We start from the raw sequence: 20,487 nt of genomic DNA on the forward strand, positions 1-20,487 counted from the left end.
CAATGAAAGTTTTATCAATTCATCCCGAATATGGAATGGAAATCTTAAATGATACAAAAACAGAGGAATACCAGACATGGACAACTAAATATCGTGGTGACCTCCTAATTTGCAATAGTGCGAAGAAGACACATGGGGCGGTAGCTAGTCATGCGTTATGTGTTGCTAAGATTACTGGAATTGAGGAACAATATGACGGTGAACAAAAATATTATGCATGGGTGATTGCACCCTTTGAGGAAGGTGGTTCTTATTGGATTGAACCATTAAAAGTTAAGGGACAGTTAAAATTGTTTAACGTCGATGACCGCTTGATTAAACCTGCGCCGTTTACTAATCCTTTCTCAAAAGCTGGGGAACAATGGTACCAGGAAAAGATTGCGCCCTTAATCTATTAAATGGCATTTAATACTTACAATGGTGTGTTTGCGGAAGAGAAAAAGCTTGGTCAAAAAATTGAAATTGACTGTGAAATGGACTACCCAATTGAAACGATGGTTAAAACCGATGAATTAGAGGAAACTGTCAGTTACGCTGATGTTTATGAAACAATTGCGGAGTTTGTTGCCCACCATAATTACAATTTGATTGAGAGCCTTGCTAATAATTTATTGCATGAGCTTTTCAAAACATACCCAATGCTTAATGGTATTCGCCTTCGTATTCGTAAGTATAGTGTGCCAATTGCCGGAATTTTTGATAATGTCGAAATTGAAGTAGCAGGGAGCAAGTAAATGACTGAAGTTTATCTAAGCATTGGCAGTAATATGGGCAACCGGTTAGCAAACCTTCAAAAAGCTATTCAGATGCTGAATGTGCCGCCTAAAATTGATATTACGGCGATCTCCTCAGTGTATGAAACAGAACCGGTGGGAGGTGTCAAACAAGATTCTTTTTACAATATTGCGGTTAAAGTTGCAACTGGGTTAACAGCTCAGCAACTCCTTGACCATCTTCACAATATCGAACAGGAGTTACATCGACGCCGGCTCATTCATTGGGGACCACGGACAATTGACCTTGATATTATTGATTTTGGTCATCAACATATTAAAACCTCAACGTTAACAATTCCTCATCCAGAAATGGCTAACCGGCAGTTTGTTTTATTACCAATGCGCGAAATTACTAATCAAAATGATCCTTATTATCAACAATTGGATCATTTATTAAATAAGACTCCAGACCATAATTGGCTTAAAAAGATATATGGACGAGAGGTATTTTCATGGACCAACAAAAAATAGATGGACCAACAAAAAATAGCAAAGGCTGTTAAAGATTTATTAATTGCAATCGGTGAAGATCCGGAACGAGAAGGATTGGCAGAGACGCCCCAGCGCGTTGCCAAAATGTACCAAGAAGTTTTTTCTTCTCTTAACCATCAACCAGAAGAAGTGGCGAACTATAAGGCCTTTCATGTTGATGATGTGCCAGAAATGGTATTAGTGCAGCACATTCCTTTTTATTCAATGTGTGAACACCATTTGCTGCCATTCTTCGGATACGCGAATGTGGCTTATGTTCCTAAAGATAAGAAAGTTATTGGCCTAAGTAAGATCCCCCGGTTGTTAGATTTTGTAACGAAAAAACCGGGGATGCAAGAACGCGTTACAACAGATTTAGTAGCCGAGTTGCAACGAATCCTTGATCCAGCCGGGATTGCAGTAACCATTGCGGCCCGCCACCTTTGTATGGAAATGCGAGGTGTTAATAAGGCCGGTCAATTTACGTATACTGATAAGTTTACAGGTCAATTTAAGACTGACAGTGATTTGAAACAAGAATTTCTAAATCAAACGAGGAATTATCGTGCAGACCTATGAGTGCAGACCTATGAACAAATTAACGCGGGCTTTAACCGCCAAATGTTGGGAGGACAACAGGATCGGGTAAAATTTTTACGACAAATTCTTACTCGTTTAAAAAATCCTGACCAGCGATTTAAGATTATCCATATTGCGGGGACAAACGGAAAAGGCTCGACTGGGACAATGTTAGAACAGGGTTTGCAAAATGCTGGATATCGGGTCGGTTATTTTAGCAGTCCTGCTTTGGTAGATGATCGGGAGCAAATTAAGGTTAATGACCATTTGATTAGTAAAAAAGATTTTGCGATGACTTACCAAAAGATCACCGAACGCTTACCAATTGATCTTTCGCCTGATGATATTACCATTTTTGAGTGGTGGACCTTAATAATGCTGCAATATTTTGCGGATCAAAAAGTGGATTGGGCAGTCATTGAATGCGGTTTAGGCGGTCAAGATGATGCAACCAATATTATCAATGCGCCTTTTATTAGTGTGATAACACATGTTGCCCTTGACCATACGCGGATCTTAGGCCCAACGATTACCCAAATTGCCCAAGCTAAAGCAGGGATTATCAAGAATGGGACTAAGCAAGTGTTTTTAGCGCCGCACCAAGAAAAAGACACTCTCACAATTATTAAGGCAAAGGCTCATCAGCAAAGAGTGGGATTAACGCAAGCAGATACCCAGTCAATTGTCGATGGAAAGGCAATCCTGAAAGTTAATCACAAAATTTATAAAGTTCCTTTTAATTTATTAGGGACATTTCAAAGTGAAAATTTGGGCACCGTTGTCAGTGTATTTAATTTTCTTTTTCAACGAAGACTTGTTACTTCTTGGCAGCCTTTACTATCAACGCTTGCGACAGTGAAGATTGCTGGTCGAATGCAGAAAATCGCTGATCATCCTTCTATTATTTTGGACGGGGCTCATAATCCAGATGCAGCCAAACAACTTACCGAAACTATCTCTAAGTTTCCCCATAATAAAGTAATTATGGTTCTTGGTTTTCTTGCTGATAAAAATATTAGTCAGATGGTTAAAATTTATCAGCAAATGGCAGATAAGATAATAATTACTACTCCTGACCATCCAACTCGCGCCCTTGATGTAAGTGAGTTGAAATCAGCTCTGCCTCAAGCGATTATTGCCGATAATCCCCGAAAAGGGTTAGTGGTGGCAAAAAAGATTGCGGAGCCGAATGATTTAATTATTGTAACGGGTTCTTTTTATACGATTAAAGATATCGAGGCCAGTTTAGATGAAAAATAAATGAAAAATAATTTTATTATTGCAACCCATAATATTCATAAGATTAAAGAAATTGAAACCATTCTAAATTTTTACCGCCAACATGGTGAGGGGTATCGAAAAAAGTTGCCGCAACAAGCTTTTCCTCCTGAATCAACAGTGAGCTATGAAGAAAATGCAAAGGCAAAGGCTCTCTTTATCAGTCAAAAGCTACCAGCAGCAAAAATAATCGCTGATGATTCTGGCTTAGAACTCCCGGCTTTTCCTGGAAGGTACGGGGTGGAGACAGCGCGAGAATTGGCGCAAGAAGTTCCTAATGGTGATTTGAATAATTACTTGATCCATTTGGTTGATGGTAAATCCCGACAATTTATAATGAAAACAACAATTGCCATGGCGGTAAATAATCAAGTGGTTAAAATTGGTCATGGTCAATTAGGGGGGACGATTGCTCATGCTGAAAGGGGAGCCAATGCGACAGGTTTTGATCGGATCTTTATCCCAGCCGGGGAATCGCAAACACTTGCCGAAATGGATCAGCCAACCCGTATTTCTTATTTACATCGTGCACGGGCTGTTAAAAATTTATTAGATCAATTAGGAGAATGAATGAAAGTTACTGAAAATTTAGTTACTAAAGACCATTCGAAGTTAGTGTCCGCGATTTTAGCCGACCAAGTTAATCGCCACCAGCAGCTTTTATTGACTTGGGAGTGTCCAGATGTGGAGACGGCTGGAATGGTGGAGCAATTTATCCGTCATTTTGATACCCCCGTCGTTTATGTTGAAAAGCGCGTAGAATTTTCTTTTCCGCTCCTTTCCCTAAAAGAACTAATAGCGCGGGTGAAAGAGTGGTGGGATAACGACGACGAATTAATTGCTTCTCTTGAGCAGGTCTACCGTCGTCACCAAATTATTTGGCGTGCAGGTCGGTTTACCTTTGACCTGACAGAGCAACCAGTGATTTATGGGATTTTAAATGTAACTCCTGACTCGTTTTATGATGGGGGCAAATTTCAATCCCACTCCGCTATCGTCAATCAAATTGCTAAGATGGTAGCAGCCGGTGCAAACGTAATTGAAGTCGGTGGGCAAACTACGAAACCGGGTGGCTTTAAAGAGGTTGATCCGGAAGAAGAAATTGCGCGAATTATGCCGGCTATTCAGTTTCTTCGTGAAAACTATCCCCAGATTGCGATCGCAGTTGATACGTATAAACTCCCGGTAATGGCAGCGGCAATTGAGGCCGGGGTAGATATTATCAATGATGTGCAGGCATTTAATTCAAAACAAAAACTAATTTTGATGGCTAAGGCAAATGTTGGAATGGTAACGATGCATAGCAGCCGAACCCATGACTATGATAATCTCACCGTAGCGATGCAGAAATTCTTTGAACACAATCTTGGGACAATAGCGGCTGCTGGCATTGATCTTGAACGAGTGATTTTAGACCAAGGAATTGGCTATGCAAAGGTTGCTGACGGTTACCAAGATTATGCGATGATGCGCAACATTGACCAGCTTAATTACCTCCATCGCCCAATTATGGTTGCGATCTCCCGAAAAGGTTTTGGTCAAAAATTATTTAATCTAGCAAAAGAAGACCGTCTCGGCGTAACATTGATTGCTGAGACAGCAATGTATTTGCGAGGCGGTCGTGTTTTACGAGTTCATGATGTTGAGGAAACTAGTCAGTTAGTGAAAATGATCGATACTATTGAAAATAGTTACTGGTTTAGATCCACCAACAGCCAATTCCTAAGGCAATAAATGTTAAAAATAATAGTGGCGGTCTTAATCATTATTTTGATTCTCACCACTACCACTGGTCTGCATGCAAAAATTGAACGGAAAGTGACTAACTGGCTTGAACTAAGCCGTTTATTCTTCTTCCTTTTATTGACCGCTTCGATTGTCCATACCTTTCTTCATTTCAAGACTCAGCTTCTGAGCAACCTAGTATGGATCATCTTTTTAATTCTAATCTATATCTTAATGGAAACTGCTTTCCGCCTTAAACGGGAAACTTTTGGCAATCCCTACCTCACAGCCTTACTTTTTATTGCCCTTATTATTGCCTTAGGAATTGGCTGTTGGTGGATCTAAGTGGCAGATTTTGAAATTGGCGATATTGTAAAAGGAAAGAAATTTGGTCCCCTCGAACATGAATTTTCTGGTGTTGTTGAAAAGGTTTATACTAATTCAATTATGGTATCCATCCAAGATTTTGATCCGTCTGATAAAAGCGGGGTTAACGAATTAAATGGCCGCGCTGTTATTCGCCAAAAAGAAGCTAAGATGGTAAAGGCTGTTCCTCGTGAAGAAGAAAAGGATGACGAAGAAACAGTAGAAGATGCTAAATCTTCAAAAAAATCTTAAGCGGGTATAGTTTAGTGGTAAAACTCAACCTTCCCAAGGTTGCGTCGCGAGTTCGATTCTCGTTACCCGCTATGCTTGATACGTATAGGCATAAAGTTGTATTAATAGGTGATGGGGCTGTCGGTTCATCATTTGCCTTTTCATTATTGCAGTCAACAAATGAAGTGGATGAATTGGTACTGGTAGATCGAACAAAGTCAAAAGCAGTTGGGGATGCGGCTGATCTTGCTGATATTACACCCCTGACAAACCCAGTAAAGATTTATGCGGGAACCTATGAAGATGCCGCTGATGCTGACGTAGTTGTTATCACGGCGGGGATTCCCCGTAAACCTGGCGAAACACGTTTAGACCTAGTTAATAAAAACACTACGATTCTTAAGTCAATTATTAAACCAATTGTTAAAAGTGGATTCACTGGCGTTTTCGTTATCTCGAGCAATCCCGTTGATATCCTTACAACAATTGCGCAGCGAATCAGCGGTTTTCCTAAAGAACGGGTTATCGGGACCGGAACTTCTCTTGATTCAATGCGGCTTCGAGTTCTCTTAAGTAAGAAATTACACCTATCTGTCAATGTCATCGATGCCCTAATGCTTGGCGAACATGGTGATACTTCTTTTGCGGCCTTTAACGAAATCACAATCGGCGGGAAAGCCCTCAACATAATTACTGCCCTTTCAAATACTGATAAAAGCGAAATTGAAAAAGCAGTTCACGAAGCTGGCAGTCAAATAATTGCCAATAAAGGGGGTACTTTCTACGGGATTGCTAAATGCCTCTCGTATATTACACGGGCAATCATCGAAAACCGGAACCTTGTCCTGCCAATTTCGGCTCCGCTTGATGGACAGTATGGAATTAATGATCTGTACTTAGGAACACCCGCCATCATTAATAGTCAAGGAATCGGCCAGGTCGTTGAATATCCATTAACATCAGATGAAGTTAAAAAGATGCAACAGTCTGCTGAAGCAATGCATCAAGTTTTAGCGAAGATTGAGATCTAAATGACAAACCCTACAATTCAAGCTGTCACAATTGCAGGTCATGATTCGGATGGGAGTGCTGGAATGCCCGCGGACCTTCATGCCTTTTTTGCGGATGGCGTATATGGTCACGGTATTTTAACTGCCGCTGTTTCCGGAAATTCTTATGGGATCACCTCTTCTCAAGTAATGCCGCAAGAATTTATTGCTGAACAGTTTAAGGTGTTAAGTGAAGATTTTGACATCAAAGCAGCCAAAACTGGAATGCTTGCTAATGATGATGTAATTAATGTCGTTGCTGATAACTATTCGCCTGAACATTTTGGCCCGTTAGTTGTTGACCCTGTGATTATTACTAAGCACGGAGCAATGTTGCTTGAACAATCCGCCTATGAACTATTTCGTGAACGAATTATTCCCCTTGCAACTGTTATTACCCCTAATTTCTATGAAGCTCAAAAGTTAACAGGAATCGAAATGAGTACAGATGAAGAACGGGTTAAAGCAGCTCATTATCTCCAAGATTTAGGGGCAAAAAATGTGGTGATTAAGGGCGCGCATAATGATGATAGCCAAACAACTGTTGATGACTTTGTTCTTCTTGAAGACGGTGATAGCTTCTGGCTCAAAAAACCTTTTGTTAAGACTGATCGATTGAATGGAACCGGGGATAGCTTCTCCGCGATCATTGCTGCCGAGCTTGCGAAGGGAAATAATGTTAAAATAGCAGTAACAAAGGCTAAAGATGCCGTTTACGCAGCAATCGCAAATCCATTAACGGTTGGTCATAAATTTGGTCCAATCAACCATTGGGATGCGCAAAAGGAGCTGCATTAGATGAGCGATAAGCAACAAGTTGCAGCTGCATTGGCACAAGCATTGCCAGAGATGGATGTTAAAGAAATTGAAGCTAAGATTGAACGGCCAAAAGATTCTAGTAATGGGGATTATGCCTTCCCAACATTCTTTTTAGCTAAGACCTTACATAAGGCACCGCAAATGATTGCAAGTGAATTAGTTGAAAAGGTTGACCAAGACGGTTTTGAAAAGGTAGTTGTTGCTGGTCCATATATCAACTTCTTCCTCGACAAAGCCCAAGTTGGTGCTAAGATTTTGCAAACTATCTTAGCGGATCCTGAACATTATGGTGAGATTGATCTTGGTCACCAATCAAATGTTACGATTGATTATTCATCACCAAACATTGCTAAGCCTATGGGAATGGGTCACCTTCGTTCAACCATGATTGGTGAAGCTGTTGCCCGGATTCTTGAAAAAGTTAACTACAACTTAATTCGGATTGATTACCTTGGTGATTGGGGTACTCAATTTGGTAAGTTAATGGCTGCTTATGAGATGTGGGGAGACGAAGCGGAAGTTAAGAAGGATCCAATTAATACTTTGCTTAAGTACTATGTGCGGATCAATAATGAAGCTGACGAACATCCAGAATATACTGAAGCAGGTCGTGACTGGTTTGCTAAGCTCGAACATGGTGACGAAGAAGCATGGCGGCTTTGGCACTGGTTCCGTGAAGTTTCTCTTGAACGGTTCCAACGTGTTTACAAGATGCTAGATGTTAACTTCGACTCATTTAATGGGGAAGCTTTCTCTGCTCAAAAGATGGAAGAACCTATCCAATTGTTACGGGATAAGAACTTATTGAAGCCTAGTCGAGGTGCAGAAATTGTTGACCTTGATGAATATAACTTACCACCATTACTCATCATCAAGAGTAATGGAACGACAACTTACATCACTCGTGATTTGGCAACTGCACTTTTCCGGAAGCGGATGTATGGTCATGCTAAGTCCCTTTACGTTGTCGGTGCCGAACAAGAAACTTACTTTAAGCAATTACGTGCGGCCTTAAAGGAAATGGGCTTCAACTGGTGGGATCAAATTGAACACATCTCCTTTGGTTTAATGAACTTAAACGGTAAGAAGATGTCTACGCGGAAGGGTAATGTTGTTTCCCTTGAAGACGTATTGAATGATTCTATTGATTTAGCACGGAAGCAAATTGCCGAAAAGAACCCTGACCTTGAAAACGCTGATGAAGTTGCTAAAGAAGTCGGCGTTGGTGCCGTTATCTTCCATGATTTAAAGAACTACCGTCGGAATGCCGTTAACTTCAAGCTTGAAGATGTTGTTAAGTTTGAAGGTGAAACTGGTCCTTACGTTCAATATGCTCGTGCTCGTGCCGAGAGTATCTTACGTAAGGGTGGTATCCGGGACTTTAGCAATGTTGACTTGACAAATGCCGGTGCTGAAGCTTGGGAATTAATCAGCTTCCTTGGTCAATACAGTGAAGCAATCAAACGGGCTGCATTAAACTACGATCCATCAGTAATCGCTAAATATGCCCTTGAATTGGCTAAAAAGTTTAACCAATACTACGCTCACACTCGGATTCTTGATAAGGACGAAGCTCAACCAGCACGGTTAGCTCTTACTCAAGCAGTTAGTGATGTGCTCAAGTCAGCCCTTAACTTACTTGATATCAAGGCACCAGATGAGATGTAAATGAATCGTGAACCACAATCTAATTCAGATTTGAAAGAGCGAATCATGAAGTGGTTAAAAAAGACTTGGGCGTCGTTCCGAGTTTGGTTTAAGCACTATTGGCAGCTCTTTGTTGCGATGCTGAAAAAGTTCTGGCATCGTTATCAATTAACGCGATGGATCATTGTTATTTTTCTAGGAATTTTCTTAATTACCAGTATCCATTTGACGTTTGTTGCTAAAACTGCAGATGTTAAAAATCTTAAGAACAGGTTGCAACGGCCAACAATGATTTATGACCGTAGCAATCAATCAGCCGGGAGCCTCTATGCTCAAAAGGGAACTTATGTGGAATTAAAAGATATTTCATCAAATGTTCCTAACGCGGTTCTTTCGACTGAAGACCGGAATTTCTATCATGAACACGGCTTTTCAGTCAAAGGGTTAGGCCGGGCTGGCGTCTTACTAGTGAAAAATAAACTTCTTCACCGTGACTATATCTCCGGTGGGGGTAGTACTTTAACGCAACAACTGGTTAAGAATGCCTTTTTGACTCAACAACAGACCTTCTCCCGAAAGGCTCGGGAAATTTTTATTGCGGTTGAGGTAGAAAACCAATACAGCAAAAATGAGATTTTAACAATGTACCTCAATAATGCCTACTTTGGTCATGGGGTATGGGGAGTTCAAGATGCGGCAAAGCGTTACTTTAATGAAAACGCCAGTCAGCTAACAGTACCCCAAGCAGCCACCCTGGCCGGAATGCTGACGTCGCCAGGGATGTACGACCCAGTAGAACATCCAACAGCAACGAAGCAACGACGGAATATGGTTCTTCAGTTGATGGTTGAAAATCATAAGCTGAGTCAAAGTGCGGCGGATCAATATAAGCAAACACCGTTGAATATTACCAACGGCTACGTGCCAAATGATAGTTATAAGTACCCGTACTTCTTTGATGCGGTCATTGCCGAAGCAGAAAGCCGTTATCATATTTCGGAAAAAGATATCATGAATAATGGTTATCGGATTTATACGACGCTGGACCAAGATCAGCAGCGGTCAATGCAGCAAACTTATGACGATGACGATAACTTCCCACAGAACTCGGCTGATGGCACAATGGTTCAATCAGCCTCGATTGCGATGAATCCGAAAAATGGGGGAATTACCGCGGTCGTTGGTGGGCGTGGAAAACATGTCTTCCGTGGATTTAACCGTTCTACGCAGATGCGGCGGCAGCCCGGGTCAACGATTAAGCCGATTGTTGTATATACACCAGCCCTAGAGCATGGATATTTCTATGATTCAACGCTTCAAGATAAGAAACAATCGTATGGAACTAATAATTACACGCCAAAGAACTATGATGATACCTATAGCGGGACGGTACCGATGTATAAGGCTCTTTATGAGAGTCTTAACGCTCCAGCAGTCTGGTTATTAAATAAGATCGGGGTCAATCGTGGTTATGATATGGCAAAGAAGTTTGGTTTGCCAGTTGAAAAGGGTGATAAGAACCTTGCCTTGGCCCTCGGTGGTATGACCCGCGGAGTATCACCGCAACAAATGGCTCGTGCCTATGCAGTCTTTGCCAATGATGGTTTGATGCCATCACCGCACTACATTACCAAGATTGAAGATGCCTCTGGAAAGGTGATCGCCAAAAATGATGGTAGCAAGAATAAGCGGATCATTTCTGGTAAGACAGCCAAAGAAATGACTAGTATGCTAATTGGCGTATTTGATCACGGAACTGGTGAAACGGCCAAACCAAGTGGCTATACGCTTGCCGGTAAAACGGGGACCACAAACTCAGGGGTAAAAGGCGATGATTCCAATGATCGTGATAAGTGGATCGTAGGTTATACGCCCGATGTAGTGGTTGCAACATGGGAAGGCTATGATGATACAAACCAAAGCCACACCCTAAACGATATTTCTGAACGGAGCATTAACTACCTTTACAAGAATGAAATGAGTGCGATTTTGCCAAATACTGCTGGAACCAAATTCACGGTTGAAGATGCTCAAACACGGGCAAAAGAAAAGACAAAGGGTTCCTCTAAAGGATGGGGATCATTCCTCAAAGATGGGGGCGACTTTGTAAATAACTTCAACCAATCAGTAAATAACTTTGGTAATAAGGCAAGTCAATGGTGGAGCAATGTTCGATCGCTTTTCTAGATGGTTGTAAATATTTATGATACTGCAAATGAACTTAGTCGCCAATTGCGCGAAACTCAAGAATATCAAGGATTACAAAAGGCTTTTGAAGCATTAAAGGCTGACAGTGACACCTTTGACACTTTCAAGAAGTTCCAACAAGCTCAAGCAGATGCTCAACACAAGCAAATGACTGGTCAACAACCAACTGATGATGAAATTAAAAACATCCAAAACCTTGCCAAGGAAGTAAGTGGCAAGAAGGTTGTTCAAGACTTGATGAACCAAGAACGGCAAGTTGATAGCATGCTTCAACAATTGAATAAGACAATTACAAGTCCAATTCAAGATCTTTACAGTGAAGTAATGCCAAAGATGCCAGGACAAGAATAAATGAGATTTATTCATACAGCCGATTTACACCTTGATAGTCCTTTTTTAGGGTTGACTTCGATGCCCAAGCCGTTATGGGAACGCGTCCACTCATCGACGTTTACTGCTTTTCAAAAGATTGTTGACGATGTGATTGCCTTAAAAGTTGATTTTGTTTTAATTAGCGGGGATATTTATGACCGTGATCAGCAAAGCATTGCCGCTACCGATTTTTTCATCAAGCAATGCGAACGACTTAAGCAGGCACGCATCCCCGTTTATCTACTTTATGGTAATCATGATTATCAAATTGTCCAAGACACGGGAGAACTGCCAGCAAACGTTCATGTTTTTGGCAATCGCGTAACGACTACCACCCTTACTTTGGCAAATCATGACAGTGTTGCTATCTCCGGCTTTAGTTATGATCAACGCTGGATTCAAGAAGATCAAGTGAAAAAATATCCACCAAAACGAAACGAAACCTGGCACATCGGGATGCTTCATGGAGCAGTTCGGCAAAGTCAAGATAACCACTATGCTCCGTTTACGACCGATGAATTAATCGATAAAAATTATGATTATTGGGCACTTGGTCATATTCACAAGCACCAAATCTTGAATGAGAAGCCGCCAATTATTTACAGCGGTAATCCACAGGGACGGCATAAAAATGAAGCCGGACAGCACGGCTATTATTTGGTGGAAAGTCAGGGCAATAAACTTGTGCCGCAATTTAAACCAGTTGCGGAAATTGAATGGACAAGTCTAACCGTTAATGCTTTACCAACTAGTAGTCTTGCTGAAGTAGAGCGATCCCTGTCGCAAGCAATTGATGACAAACTAAAAAATGCACCATTCCAACTGGTAGAGCTTACGATTGCTAACATTGAACAACTTTCACCAACGATTCGGCACCTGCTTGCAAATGGGGATGTCCTTGAACACCTGCAGGACCAAAATGCAGATAATGGTAAATGGTGGATCTATGACCTCTTGCTCCACCAGCAAAATTTGTTGCCATCAATGACTGATCTAGATGAACAGTATTGGCAACAAGCCGCCCAAGAAGTATTTACCCCTGCTAATATTACAGAATTAACAAAAAGTTTAGCACGGGATGCTGATTTAGCCGCTAAGTTGACAAACCTTGATCTTCAGCAACTGAAGCAAGCGACGACTCAATTATTGCGGCGGGAGGATTAAATGAAAATAAAGAAAGTTCATATCGATGGCTTTGGCAAATGGCATGATCAAGATTTTGACTTTACAGCTAACCCCCAAATAATTTATGGCCCTAATGAAGCCGGAAAGACAACTCTAATGGCCTTTCTTGTTAGTGTTTTATTTGGCTTTGCGGATGGGCGGGGAAAGAATCGGTTTGCTCAGTATATTCCGAAAACTACTTCTAGTTATGGTGGAAGTTTATTAGTTGAGATCAACGGCCATGATTACGTGATTAAACGGCAACGCGGTCGGAATGGCGGTAAGGTTAGTGTGACTGATTCACAAGGACGTCAAGGTGGTGAGCAAGAATTAAAGCAACTGCTTGGCTCAATGGATCGGTCGCTCTATCAAGCCCTTTTTAGTTTTGGTCAACGAGACTTAACAGCTGTGGACGAGCTTAATCGGGATGAATGGCAACAACATCTGCAGCAACTAGGGGCTGTTGGCAGTGCACAGTGGGACCAGTTAATTGATCAGTACCAGAAACAAGCTGACCATCTCTATAAACCGCGCGGACGGAAATGGCCGCTCAATCAAGATCTTCATCAATATGCAAATTTGACAGATAAAATTAACCAAGCGCGTGGTAAATTTCACCGTTATCAGGACCTGCAGGCAGATTTGAAGACAAACAAAGAAAAATTGCGGCAAGCACAGGCAGAATTGCAAAAACAACAGCCACTTTTGCAAAAATTAGCACATTTACAGCAGTTGTGGCCGGTTTACCATGAATGGCAACATAGCCACCAAACTCGACCAATTGCTGACTATTTAACTGATCAGCAAGTTACGACGGCTCAAGAACTACAAGTTAGGGAAAAGGAACTTCGCCGCCAACAACAGGTTTATCAACAGCGCTTGGCAAGGATCGATCATCAGTCTCCACAAGCAACTAAGCATTCGCCACAAAGCATCCCGGAACTTCAACGCCTCAAGGAGCAAGCGGTTGAGTTACAAGCGGAGGAGGCTTTACAGCACCGTCAACAAACGCAAGCTAATCAGTGGCAGCAGGAATTAACTGCAATTAAAACACGCTACCACCAGCCCTTGCCGGTGCCCTTAACTCCTCAAGAAAAAGCAGAACTTGCCCGCCTTCTTAATGTCCAACCGCTTTCTCGGGCAAATACGAACCAGTCAAATGGCGATCCTTCTCGCGCCGCAATGATCGGAATCATCGGCGGCTTTGTCCTTTTTATCATTGGATTATTAGCGAATGCCACTTTTATTACCGCTATCGGAGCAATTGCGGCCTTTGCGACAGTTATGTATCTTTATTATCAACGCCAAGGAAGTCATTCTGCTCCAGTAACGACAGATTCCCAAGCAATCATGGCGTTTGGCCAAAAACATGGCTTACAGGATTTTCCGCCTGATCAATGGCTATTAATCCAGGGAGATTTACAACGAAATGCCGAATTAGCTGCCCAGCTCCAAACTGCCAAACAAGATCAGCAAAGATATGACCACCAACTTGCTATCTTTAACCAACAATTGCCACCAGCTTTGCAAAGTCTAACTTTGGCGGCTGTTAGGACTAAATTGGATGATTTGCTGGAACAAGGGCAACAAGCGCGCCAGGATATCCAAGCGAATACCCGGGAAAAAGCAACGATTGCTAACAATTTAGCCCAGCTCAATCAAGACTACAGTAAAATTCATCAGCAAAAACTGGCGATTTATCAGCAAGCAGGGGTGCACGATGATAACCAGTTTACCCAGTACTTAGCAAATCGTTCTGCAGCACAATCACAAGCCTTGGCATCAGATGCCTATGGACAACAATTGACCGCAGAAGACCGCCAAGCCCTTGCTGCATACGCAAATAGAGATGAGCTAATGACGGCTTTAGCGAAGACTCGGTACCAGCTTGATCAGCTCAACCTAACAATCTCTCATACCCACGAAGAGATTCAAAAAGATAAAGTCGAAATTGATAGTTTAGTTAAAGATGGAACCCTCAGCAATCTGGAACAAGAACGGGCTAACCTAGCCGCTAAGATTTGGCATGAAGTACAGGAATGGTTAAGGTACCAATTGACAATTCAGTGGATTAATAAGGCCCTGATAGGAGCTTCAGCTGATCGTTACCCTGCAATCATTCGCCAGGCAGAACAATATTTTGCCTTGTTAACCGCTCATCGCTATTCCCGGATCCGTTTAACGGCCGATGGAGTCAAAGTGGTACGAAGGGATCAAGAAGTCTTTTTAGTGGAAGAATTGTCGCAGGGAACGGCTGAACAATTGTATATTGCGCTCCGGCTTGGCTTTGTCACCGTGATGAGTGATCAAGCTAACTTCCCAGTAATTATTGATGATGGGTTTGTTAATTTTGATAACGTTCGACGGCAACGAATGCTGGCCTTGCTAGAAAAAATTGCTGAGAAGAATCAGGTTATCTATTTTACTGCTGATGATCGGATTAAGGACCTTGACGTTAAAATTCTTGACCTGCAAGCATTAAACCGTGAATAAATGAAATCCAAAAAGTTAATTGCTATCATTGCGGGGGCCGCATTGATGATGCCGCTTGCTGCCTGTGGAAATAAAGCAGTCGCTACTACTAGCGGCGGTAAAATCACTGAGAGCGAATACTACAGCAGCATGAAGCAAACCAGTGCTGGTAAGCAAGTGCTTCAACAAATGATCTTAGATAAGGTTTTGGAGAAGCAATACGGTAAAGAAGTCAGTGATAAGCAAGTTAACGCGCAATATAATACCTACAAGAACGAGTACGGTTCAGACTTTAATGCTTATCTTCAAAGTCAAAACTTAACTGAAAAGTCATTGAAGCAACAAATTCGGTCAAACTTACTCTTGACTGCAGCTGCTCGTCATTACTCCCACATTACTAACAAGCAAATCAATAAGCAATGGACCAAGTACCAACCTAAAGTTCAAACTGCGACGATCCTTGTTGGTAGTAAGTCTGATGCTGAAGATATCATTAACCAATTAAATGACTCCAGCAACAAGTACAAGACTTTCAAGAAGCTTGCTAAGTCCAAGTCAACTGATAGTCAAACCAAGAACAACGGTGGTAAGCTTCCAGCCTTTGATAATACTGATAACCAACTTGACTCAGCTTACAAGAAGGCTGCCTTTAAGTTGAAGACGGGTGAATATACTACGACCCCAGTTAAGACTGATGACGGCTACCAAGTAATTTACATGATCGAACACCCAGCTAAGGGTAAGAAGAGTCAACACATCAATGACTTGAAGAACCAAATCGTTCAAGAAAACATGAACAACCAAAACTTCATGCGGAAGGTTGTTTCAAACGTCTTGAAGAAGGGTAACGTTTCAATCAAGGAAAACGATGTTAAGAATATCCTTGATGACTACCTTAACTCAAGCGCCACTACAAGCAGCTCCAGCAATAACAGCAGCAGTACTAGCTCAAATAAGTAAATGCAACGGCTAAAAGAAATTCAAGAGGAATTCAAACGGCTCAGCAGCGAAGTTTCACAGTTGAAGAACAGCATCGATGAACTACAAGCTGCCATCCCTGGTGTGCAAAAATTTATTAACGATGTTGAACGTGATGTTAAGAAGTGGAAATTCAAGACTGAACCCCGGCTGAACCGCATTCAGATTATTCTGGATGTGCTCAAGATTGATCAAAAGGAACAGCAGAAGTAAATGGACAATAATTGTATTTTCTGCAAAATCATTAACGGTGAGATTCCTAGCTACACAGTCTACGAAGATGACGTTGTAAAGGCCTTTCTTGATATTTCGCAAGGAACTCCTGGTCACACCCTCGTCATTCCTAAGAAGCACGTTCCCGATTTATTTGTCTACGATGCTGATCTCGCTGCCCAAGTATTTTCCCGTATCCCCAAGATTGCACGGGCAGTCAAGGCTTCTAACCCAGCTATCAAGGGAATGAACGTGGTTAACAATAACGGTGAAGTCGCTTATCAATCTGTCTTCCATTCCCACTTCCACTTGGTTCCACGGTACACTAGCGATGATGATTTTAAGATGATTTTTAAGGACAATTCTGGTAACTACAACGATGAAAAGTACAAAGAAATCCAACAATCAATCATCGATCAAATGAAAGAAGACTAGATGGCTTTAGAGATAAATAAACTTGTTGGTGGATATTCCCAGATTCCTGTGTTGAAGGATGTCAGCTTTGATGTCCAACCAGGTGAATTAGTTGGTTTGATTGGACTAAATGGTGCCGGAAAGTCAACAACGCTAAACCACGTTATTGGCTTGCTGCGACCATTTTCAGGATCGATTAAAATTAATGGTCTTACTATTCAGGCTAACCCGGAAGAATATAAAAAGGAGATCGCCTATGTTCCCGAAACGCCAATTCTTTATGATGAATTGACCCTCCGTGAGCATATTGATTTAACGATTATGGCGTACGAGTTGGACCACGATGAAGCATGGCAACGGGCGACAAAACTATTAAAACTTTTTCGGCTGGATAATAAGCTCGATTGGTTCCCCGCTAACTTCTCTAAGGGGATGAAGCAAAAGGTAATGATCTGCTGTGCCTTTATGACGAAGGCTAAGCTGCTGATTATCGATGAACCATTCTATGGGTTGGACCCTTTGGCAGTTCATGACTTGCTAGACCTGATTGAGCAAAAGAAGAAGGAGGGCGTTGCGGTTTTGATGTCGACCCACGTCCTTGATACGGCGCAACGGTATTGTGACCGCTTTGTCCTATTGGCAGATGGAAAAGTCCGGGCACATGGAACCCTCGATGAATTGCGAGCTGCTGGGAATCATGCCGGCGAATCCTTAGATGAGATTTACTTGCATCTTGCAAAGGGTGATCGTAATGAATAAATGAATAAGTTATTTAGCAAGCGTCGCAGTCAACACTTTATGCTCCTACTGCGTTACTGGCGGTTAGTCTTCAATGACCACTTTGTTATCGCCTTATTTTTCCTGTTCGGAGCCTTGGCGTATGGCTACTCCCAATGGCTGCCAACCTTGGGACCGCATGAATGGTGGACCCGGTTGATCTTGATCGGCTGGTTTACGGTCATCGCCCAAATCGGTCGTCTTGCTACCCTAATCAAAAAGCCGGACCCAGTCTTTCTCTTGCCACAAGTTGAAGGAATCCATCGTTACCTTAATCAGGCGACCTGGTATAGTCTGATCTTAGCGGAAATAATGACGGTGGCTGGTGCCTTTATCGCCTTGCCGTTCGCGTTGACAACGGAAAAACTCAACAGTGCCGAGATTGTGACCATTTTTTTAGTCGCCATTGTTAATAAGGCCGATTGGATGCACGTAGCTCGTAAATCATTGAGTTTGCGCTGGGGTGATCAACAGTGGCGAACCCGGCTAGAATACTGGGTAAACCCGCTGCTCGCTTCAATCGCAATGTGGCTGGTTAATCCCTACGTCGGTCTTGTAGTAGCGGTGCTTTTGTACTTAGCAGTAATTGTTTACTATCGTGATCTCGCTGTTAATTGGCGGATTGCCGTTAAAGCAGAACAGGATCGGATGTACAGTGTCTACCGTTTCTTTAACCTCTTTACTGATGTGCCAAGTGTTCAAGGAAATACCAAACGGCGGAAGTGGGCAGATGGCCTGATCCGCTGGCTGAGCAAGGATGGTCAACCCTGGTCTTACTTATACGCCCGCGCATTTGTCCGGAGTACCGAAGTGAGCGGGATTGTCAGTCGGTTGACCCTGCTAGGAATGGTGATTGTCTTCTTATTGCCAGCAGGTTGGCTGAGTACTCTGGTGGTCGTACTCTTTATTTACTTGATTGCGACCCAACTGATGCCACTCTATGACCAGTATGAATCAAATGTCTTTACTCACATCTATCCAATCCCTGCTAGTCAGCAACAGGCGGACTTTAAGCAGCTGTTGGCCAAGGTAACGGCGCTTGAGGCACTATTGATCGCCCTTGCTAGTATCGGTTGGCAGTTGAATGTCGGCCAGATGGTAATTAATCTTATTATTGCGGCAGTGGAAGTGGTCTTATTAAGCCGTTTCTACTTCAATGTCAGAGTCAAAAAACTAATGAAATGAATGCGTGTGAAACATAAAAAGTGGGCTGATCCATTAATTGCTGCCCATCCAGAACTAATGATTGATAATGCCACTCAATTTAAGGGTAAGTGGCAATCACGGTTTGCAAAAGAACAACCCCTCCACTTAGAAGTTGGGATGGGGAAAGGTCAATTTATCATTGGCATGGCGAAGGCTCATCCAGAAATCAACTTTATCGGATTAGAGATTCAGCGGACTGTTGCGGCAATTGCCCTCAAAAAAGCACTTGAGGAAGACTTGCCAAACTTGCAATTGATTTGTGGGGATGGAGAAGACTTGCAAGAATACTTTGAAGATGGGGAAGTTGCGAAGATGTACCTTAACTTCTCTGATCCATGGCCGAAGAAACGCCATGCTAAGCGGCGTCTGACCTACAAGACCTTCTTAGCAACCTATCAGCAGATCCTCCAAGATCAAGGGGTAATTGAACTGAAGACTGATAACATGGGTCTCTTTGAATTCTCCTTGGAAAGCATGAATAACTATGGGATGATCTTTGATGGCGTCTGGTTAGACCTGCACCACAGCGAAGAAAATGAACATAATGTTGAGACGGAATATGAACAAAAATTTGCGGCGAAAGGCCAACCAATCTATAAGCTAATTGCTAATTTTAAGTAAATGTCGAAGAACAATGCACAAGAATATGTACGCAAAATGGAGCAACAACGGCAACGATTTGGGTTAAGAAAACTCAGTGTTGGTGTTGCGTCTGTGTTACTAGGAACTACTTTTATGGTCGGAGGTACAGTAGCACACGCTGATAGCATACCTACATAGATGGAAGAAGCAACAACAGCAAATACCGATATTACGCAGCTGGTTTCTACTTCTGTTGTACAAGCTGATAAACAAACTAATGAGGAACAAAACGCAGCCGAAAATACTAGTAGTAATTCACAAAAGGAACAACAATTAGTAAATAAAACAAGTGATGAGAGCACAGATCAACTGAATAATAAAAAGAATCAAGAACTAGTAAAGGATAACGAGTATGAATCGATTACTAATTTAAACAAAAATAACGTCAATACACAAAATACTCCAGTTGAAGAAAGTAAGGTTTCTCAATCTGCTACCGAACAGAATGCAAGAATTGATTTAACGTTTGTTGATGATGACGATAACGGAAAGATAGTAGATTATTCAGAATATTTGCCAAGCGAAGATAATGGTCATCATTATGCATACGGTAAAGTTGGCGATAAGGTTAGTCCGAAAGCATACAATAAATAAATGTCACCGGACGTGTCACATCAGTGGAAGTCTCAAGCAGTTGAAACAACGGAATCATTTGATAAATTACTTGATCTTGATCATTGGAATTCATTAGCCAATGGAAGTGCTTTTGATAATCAATCAGTAGTTTATACGGTAGACTATACAAAAATAAAAATTGGCGATTACGTTCCAAATAATCAAGTGTATTTTAATACAGCAGATGCCGAAGTATCAGCTGACGGGACGCACGAGACAGTATATCGTTACTTCTACTACGGGATGACCGATGAAAATGATGAAGGGATTAACACCGATCATGTAACTAAGCAGCATTATGGTGGCCGCCAAGCTCTTGAGTTTACGCGTACAAAGACTATCAATACTGATGGGCAAGTGACCATCAGTAAACACTGCTTAAAATAGATGAATCTTAATGACGCAATTCAAGAATGTTGGAGCAAAATTGACGAAGGACAGGTAGCGACATATATTCCCGCTTTAGCAAAAGTTGATCCTTATTA

At 42.0% G+C, this 20,487-nt stretch carries 25 protein-coding genes, 1 tRNA gene and 1 pseudogene; all 27 read left to right on the plus strand.

Annotated features, from left to right (window positions below):
* Window positions 1–2 precede the first annotated feature (2 nt).
* Entirely contained in the window at window positions 3–398 is a 396-nt protein-coding gene (locus HHK02_RS04735; RefSeq protein ID WP_181462822.1) for an ASCH domain-containing protein, read from the plus strand.
* Window positions 399–734, plus strand: coding sequence for a dihydroneopterin aldolase (gene folB, locus HHK02_RS04740; protein ID WP_003670811.1), 336 nt, complete (start codon window positions 399–401; stop codon window positions 732–734). It abuts the gene before it with no gap.
* The gene (gene folK / locus HHK02_RS04745) at window positions 735–1,247 is read left to right on the plus strand and encodes a 2-amino-4-hydroxy-6-hydroxymethyldihydropteridine diphosphokinase (protein WP_003670812.1); all 513 of its coding nucleotides are present in this window, start codon (window positions 735–737) and stop codon (window positions 1,245–1,247) included. It abuts the gene before it with no gap.
* On the plus strand, window positions 1,248–1,826 hold the full coding sequence (gene folE, locus HHK02_RS04750; RefSeq protein ID WP_098046606.1) for a GTP cyclohydrolase I FolE: 579 nt from the start codon (window positions 1,248–1,250) through the stop codon (window positions 1,824–1,826). It begins immediately after the preceding gene.
* Entirely contained in the window at window positions 1,827–3,086 is a 1,260-nt protein-coding gene (locus tag HHK02_RS04755) for a bifunctional folylpolyglutamate synthase/dihydrofolate synthase (protein WP_181462823.1), read from the plus strand.
* Window positions 3,087–3,674, plus strand: coding sequence for a non-canonical purine NTP pyrophosphatase (locus HHK02_RS04760; protein WP_098046604.1), 588 nt, complete (start codon window positions 3,087–3,089; stop codon window positions 3,672–3,674).
* Window positions 3,675–4,838 (plus strand): dihydropteroate synthase, encoded by a 1,164-nt coding sequence (gene folP / locus HHK02_RS04765; RefSeq protein ID WP_085680589.1) that lies wholly within the window; start codon window positions 3,675–3,677, stop codon window positions 4,836–4,838. It abuts the gene before it with no gap.
* Window positions 4,839–5,174, plus strand: a complete 336-nt coding sequence (locus tag HHK02_RS04770; protein WP_003670821.1) for a hypothetical protein — start codon at window positions 4,839–4,841, stop codon at window positions 5,172–5,174.
* Complete coding sequence (locus tag HHK02_RS04775; RefSeq protein ID WP_003670823.1) at window positions 5,175–5,447, plus strand: hypothetical protein; 273 nt, start codon at window positions 5,175–5,177, stop codon at window positions 5,445–5,447.
* Window positions 5,448–5,518, plus strand: a tRNA-Gly gene (locus HHK02_RS04780).
* Window positions 5,519–6,457, plus strand: a complete 939-nt coding sequence (locus HHK02_RS04785; RefSeq protein ID WP_003670825.1) for an L-lactate dehydrogenase — start codon at window positions 5,519–5,521, stop codon at window positions 6,455–6,457.
* The gene (gene thiD / locus HHK02_RS04790) at window positions 6,458–7,273 is read left to right on the plus strand and encodes a bifunctional hydroxymethylpyrimidine kinase/phosphomethylpyrimidine kinase (protein ID WP_003670827.1); all 816 of its coding nucleotides are present in this window, start codon (window positions 6,458–6,460) and stop codon (window positions 7,271–7,273) included.
* Window positions 7,274–8,962, plus strand: coding sequence for an arginine--tRNA ligase (gene argS / locus HHK02_RS04795; protein WP_181462824.1), 1,689 nt, complete (start codon window positions 7,274–7,276; stop codon window positions 8,960–8,962).
* Entirely contained in the window at window positions 8,963–11,128 is a 2,166-nt protein-coding gene (locus HHK02_RS04800; protein ID WP_003670830.1) for a PBP1A family penicillin-binding protein, read from the plus strand.
* On the plus strand, window positions 11,129–11,500 hold the full coding sequence (locus HHK02_RS04805) for a YlbF family regulator (protein ID WP_003670831.1): 372 nt from the start codon (window positions 11,129–11,131) through the stop codon (window positions 11,498–11,500).
* Complete coding sequence (locus HHK02_RS04810; protein ID WP_085680583.1) at window positions 11,501–12,685, plus strand: metallophosphoesterase family protein; 1,185 nt, start codon at window positions 11,501–11,503, stop codon at window positions 12,683–12,685.
* Entirely contained in the window at window positions 12,686–15,178 is a 2,493-nt protein-coding gene (locus HHK02_RS04815; RefSeq protein WP_181462825.1) for an ATP-binding protein, read from the plus strand. It abuts the gene before it with no gap.
* The gene (locus HHK02_RS04820; protein WP_003670836.1) at window positions 15,179–16,117 is read left to right on the plus strand and encodes a peptidylprolyl isomerase; all 939 of its coding nucleotides are present in this window, start codon (window positions 15,179–15,181) and stop codon (window positions 16,115–16,117) included. It begins immediately after the preceding gene.
* A complete protein-coding gene (locus HHK02_RS04825; protein WP_003668512.1) occupies window positions 16,118–16,348 on the plus strand; it encodes a hypothetical protein in 231 nt (76 codons plus the stop codon).
* Complete coding sequence (locus tag HHK02_RS04830) at window positions 16,349–16,783, plus strand: HIT family protein (RefSeq protein WP_085678897.1); 435 nt, start codon at window positions 16,349–16,351, stop codon at window positions 16,781–16,783.
* Window positions 16,784–17,521 (plus strand): ABC transporter ATP-binding protein, encoded by a 738-nt coding sequence (locus HHK02_RS04835; protein ID WP_078009441.1) that lies wholly within the window; start codon window positions 16,784–16,786, stop codon window positions 17,519–17,521.
* On the plus strand, window positions 17,522–18,724 hold the full coding sequence (locus HHK02_RS04840) for an ABC transporter permease (RefSeq protein ID WP_098035276.1): 1,203 nt from the start codon (window positions 17,522–17,524) through the stop codon (window positions 18,722–18,724).
* Window positions 18,725–19,366, plus strand: a complete 642-nt coding sequence (trmB, locus tag HHK02_RS04845) for a tRNA (guanosine(46)-N7)-methyltransferase TrmB (RefSeq protein ID WP_003670841.1) — start codon at window positions 18,725–18,727, stop codon at window positions 19,364–19,366.
* Window positions 19,367–19,525 carry a YSIRK-type signal peptide-containing protein gene (locus tag HHK02_RS12575; RefSeq protein ID WP_224758104.1) on the plus strand — a complete coding sequence of 53 codons (159 nt, stop codon included), beginning with the start codon at window positions 19,367–19,369 and terminating at the stop codon, window positions 19,523–19,525.
* Window positions 19,526–19,981: a hypothetical protein gene (locus HHK02_RS04850; RefSeq protein ID WP_169470908.1), complete on the plus strand. Its 456-nt coding sequence runs from the start codon at window positions 19,526–19,528 to the stop codon at window positions 19,979–19,981.
* Window positions 19,982–20,389, plus strand: coding sequence for a hypothetical protein (locus HHK02_RS04855; protein ID WP_181462924.1), 408 nt, complete (start codon window positions 19,982–19,984; stop codon window positions 20,387–20,389).
* A pseudogene (locus HHK02_RS13005) lies at window positions 20,390–20,485 on the plus strand (glutaminase A); the annotation flags it as partial.
* Window positions 20,486–20,487: the final 2 nt, after the last annotated feature.

This window comes from Limosilactobacillus reuteri (genome assembly GCF_013694365.1).
Taxonomy (GTDB): domain Bacteria; phylum Bacillota; class Bacilli; order Lactobacillales; family Lactobacillaceae; genus Limosilactobacillus; species Limosilactobacillus reuteri_E.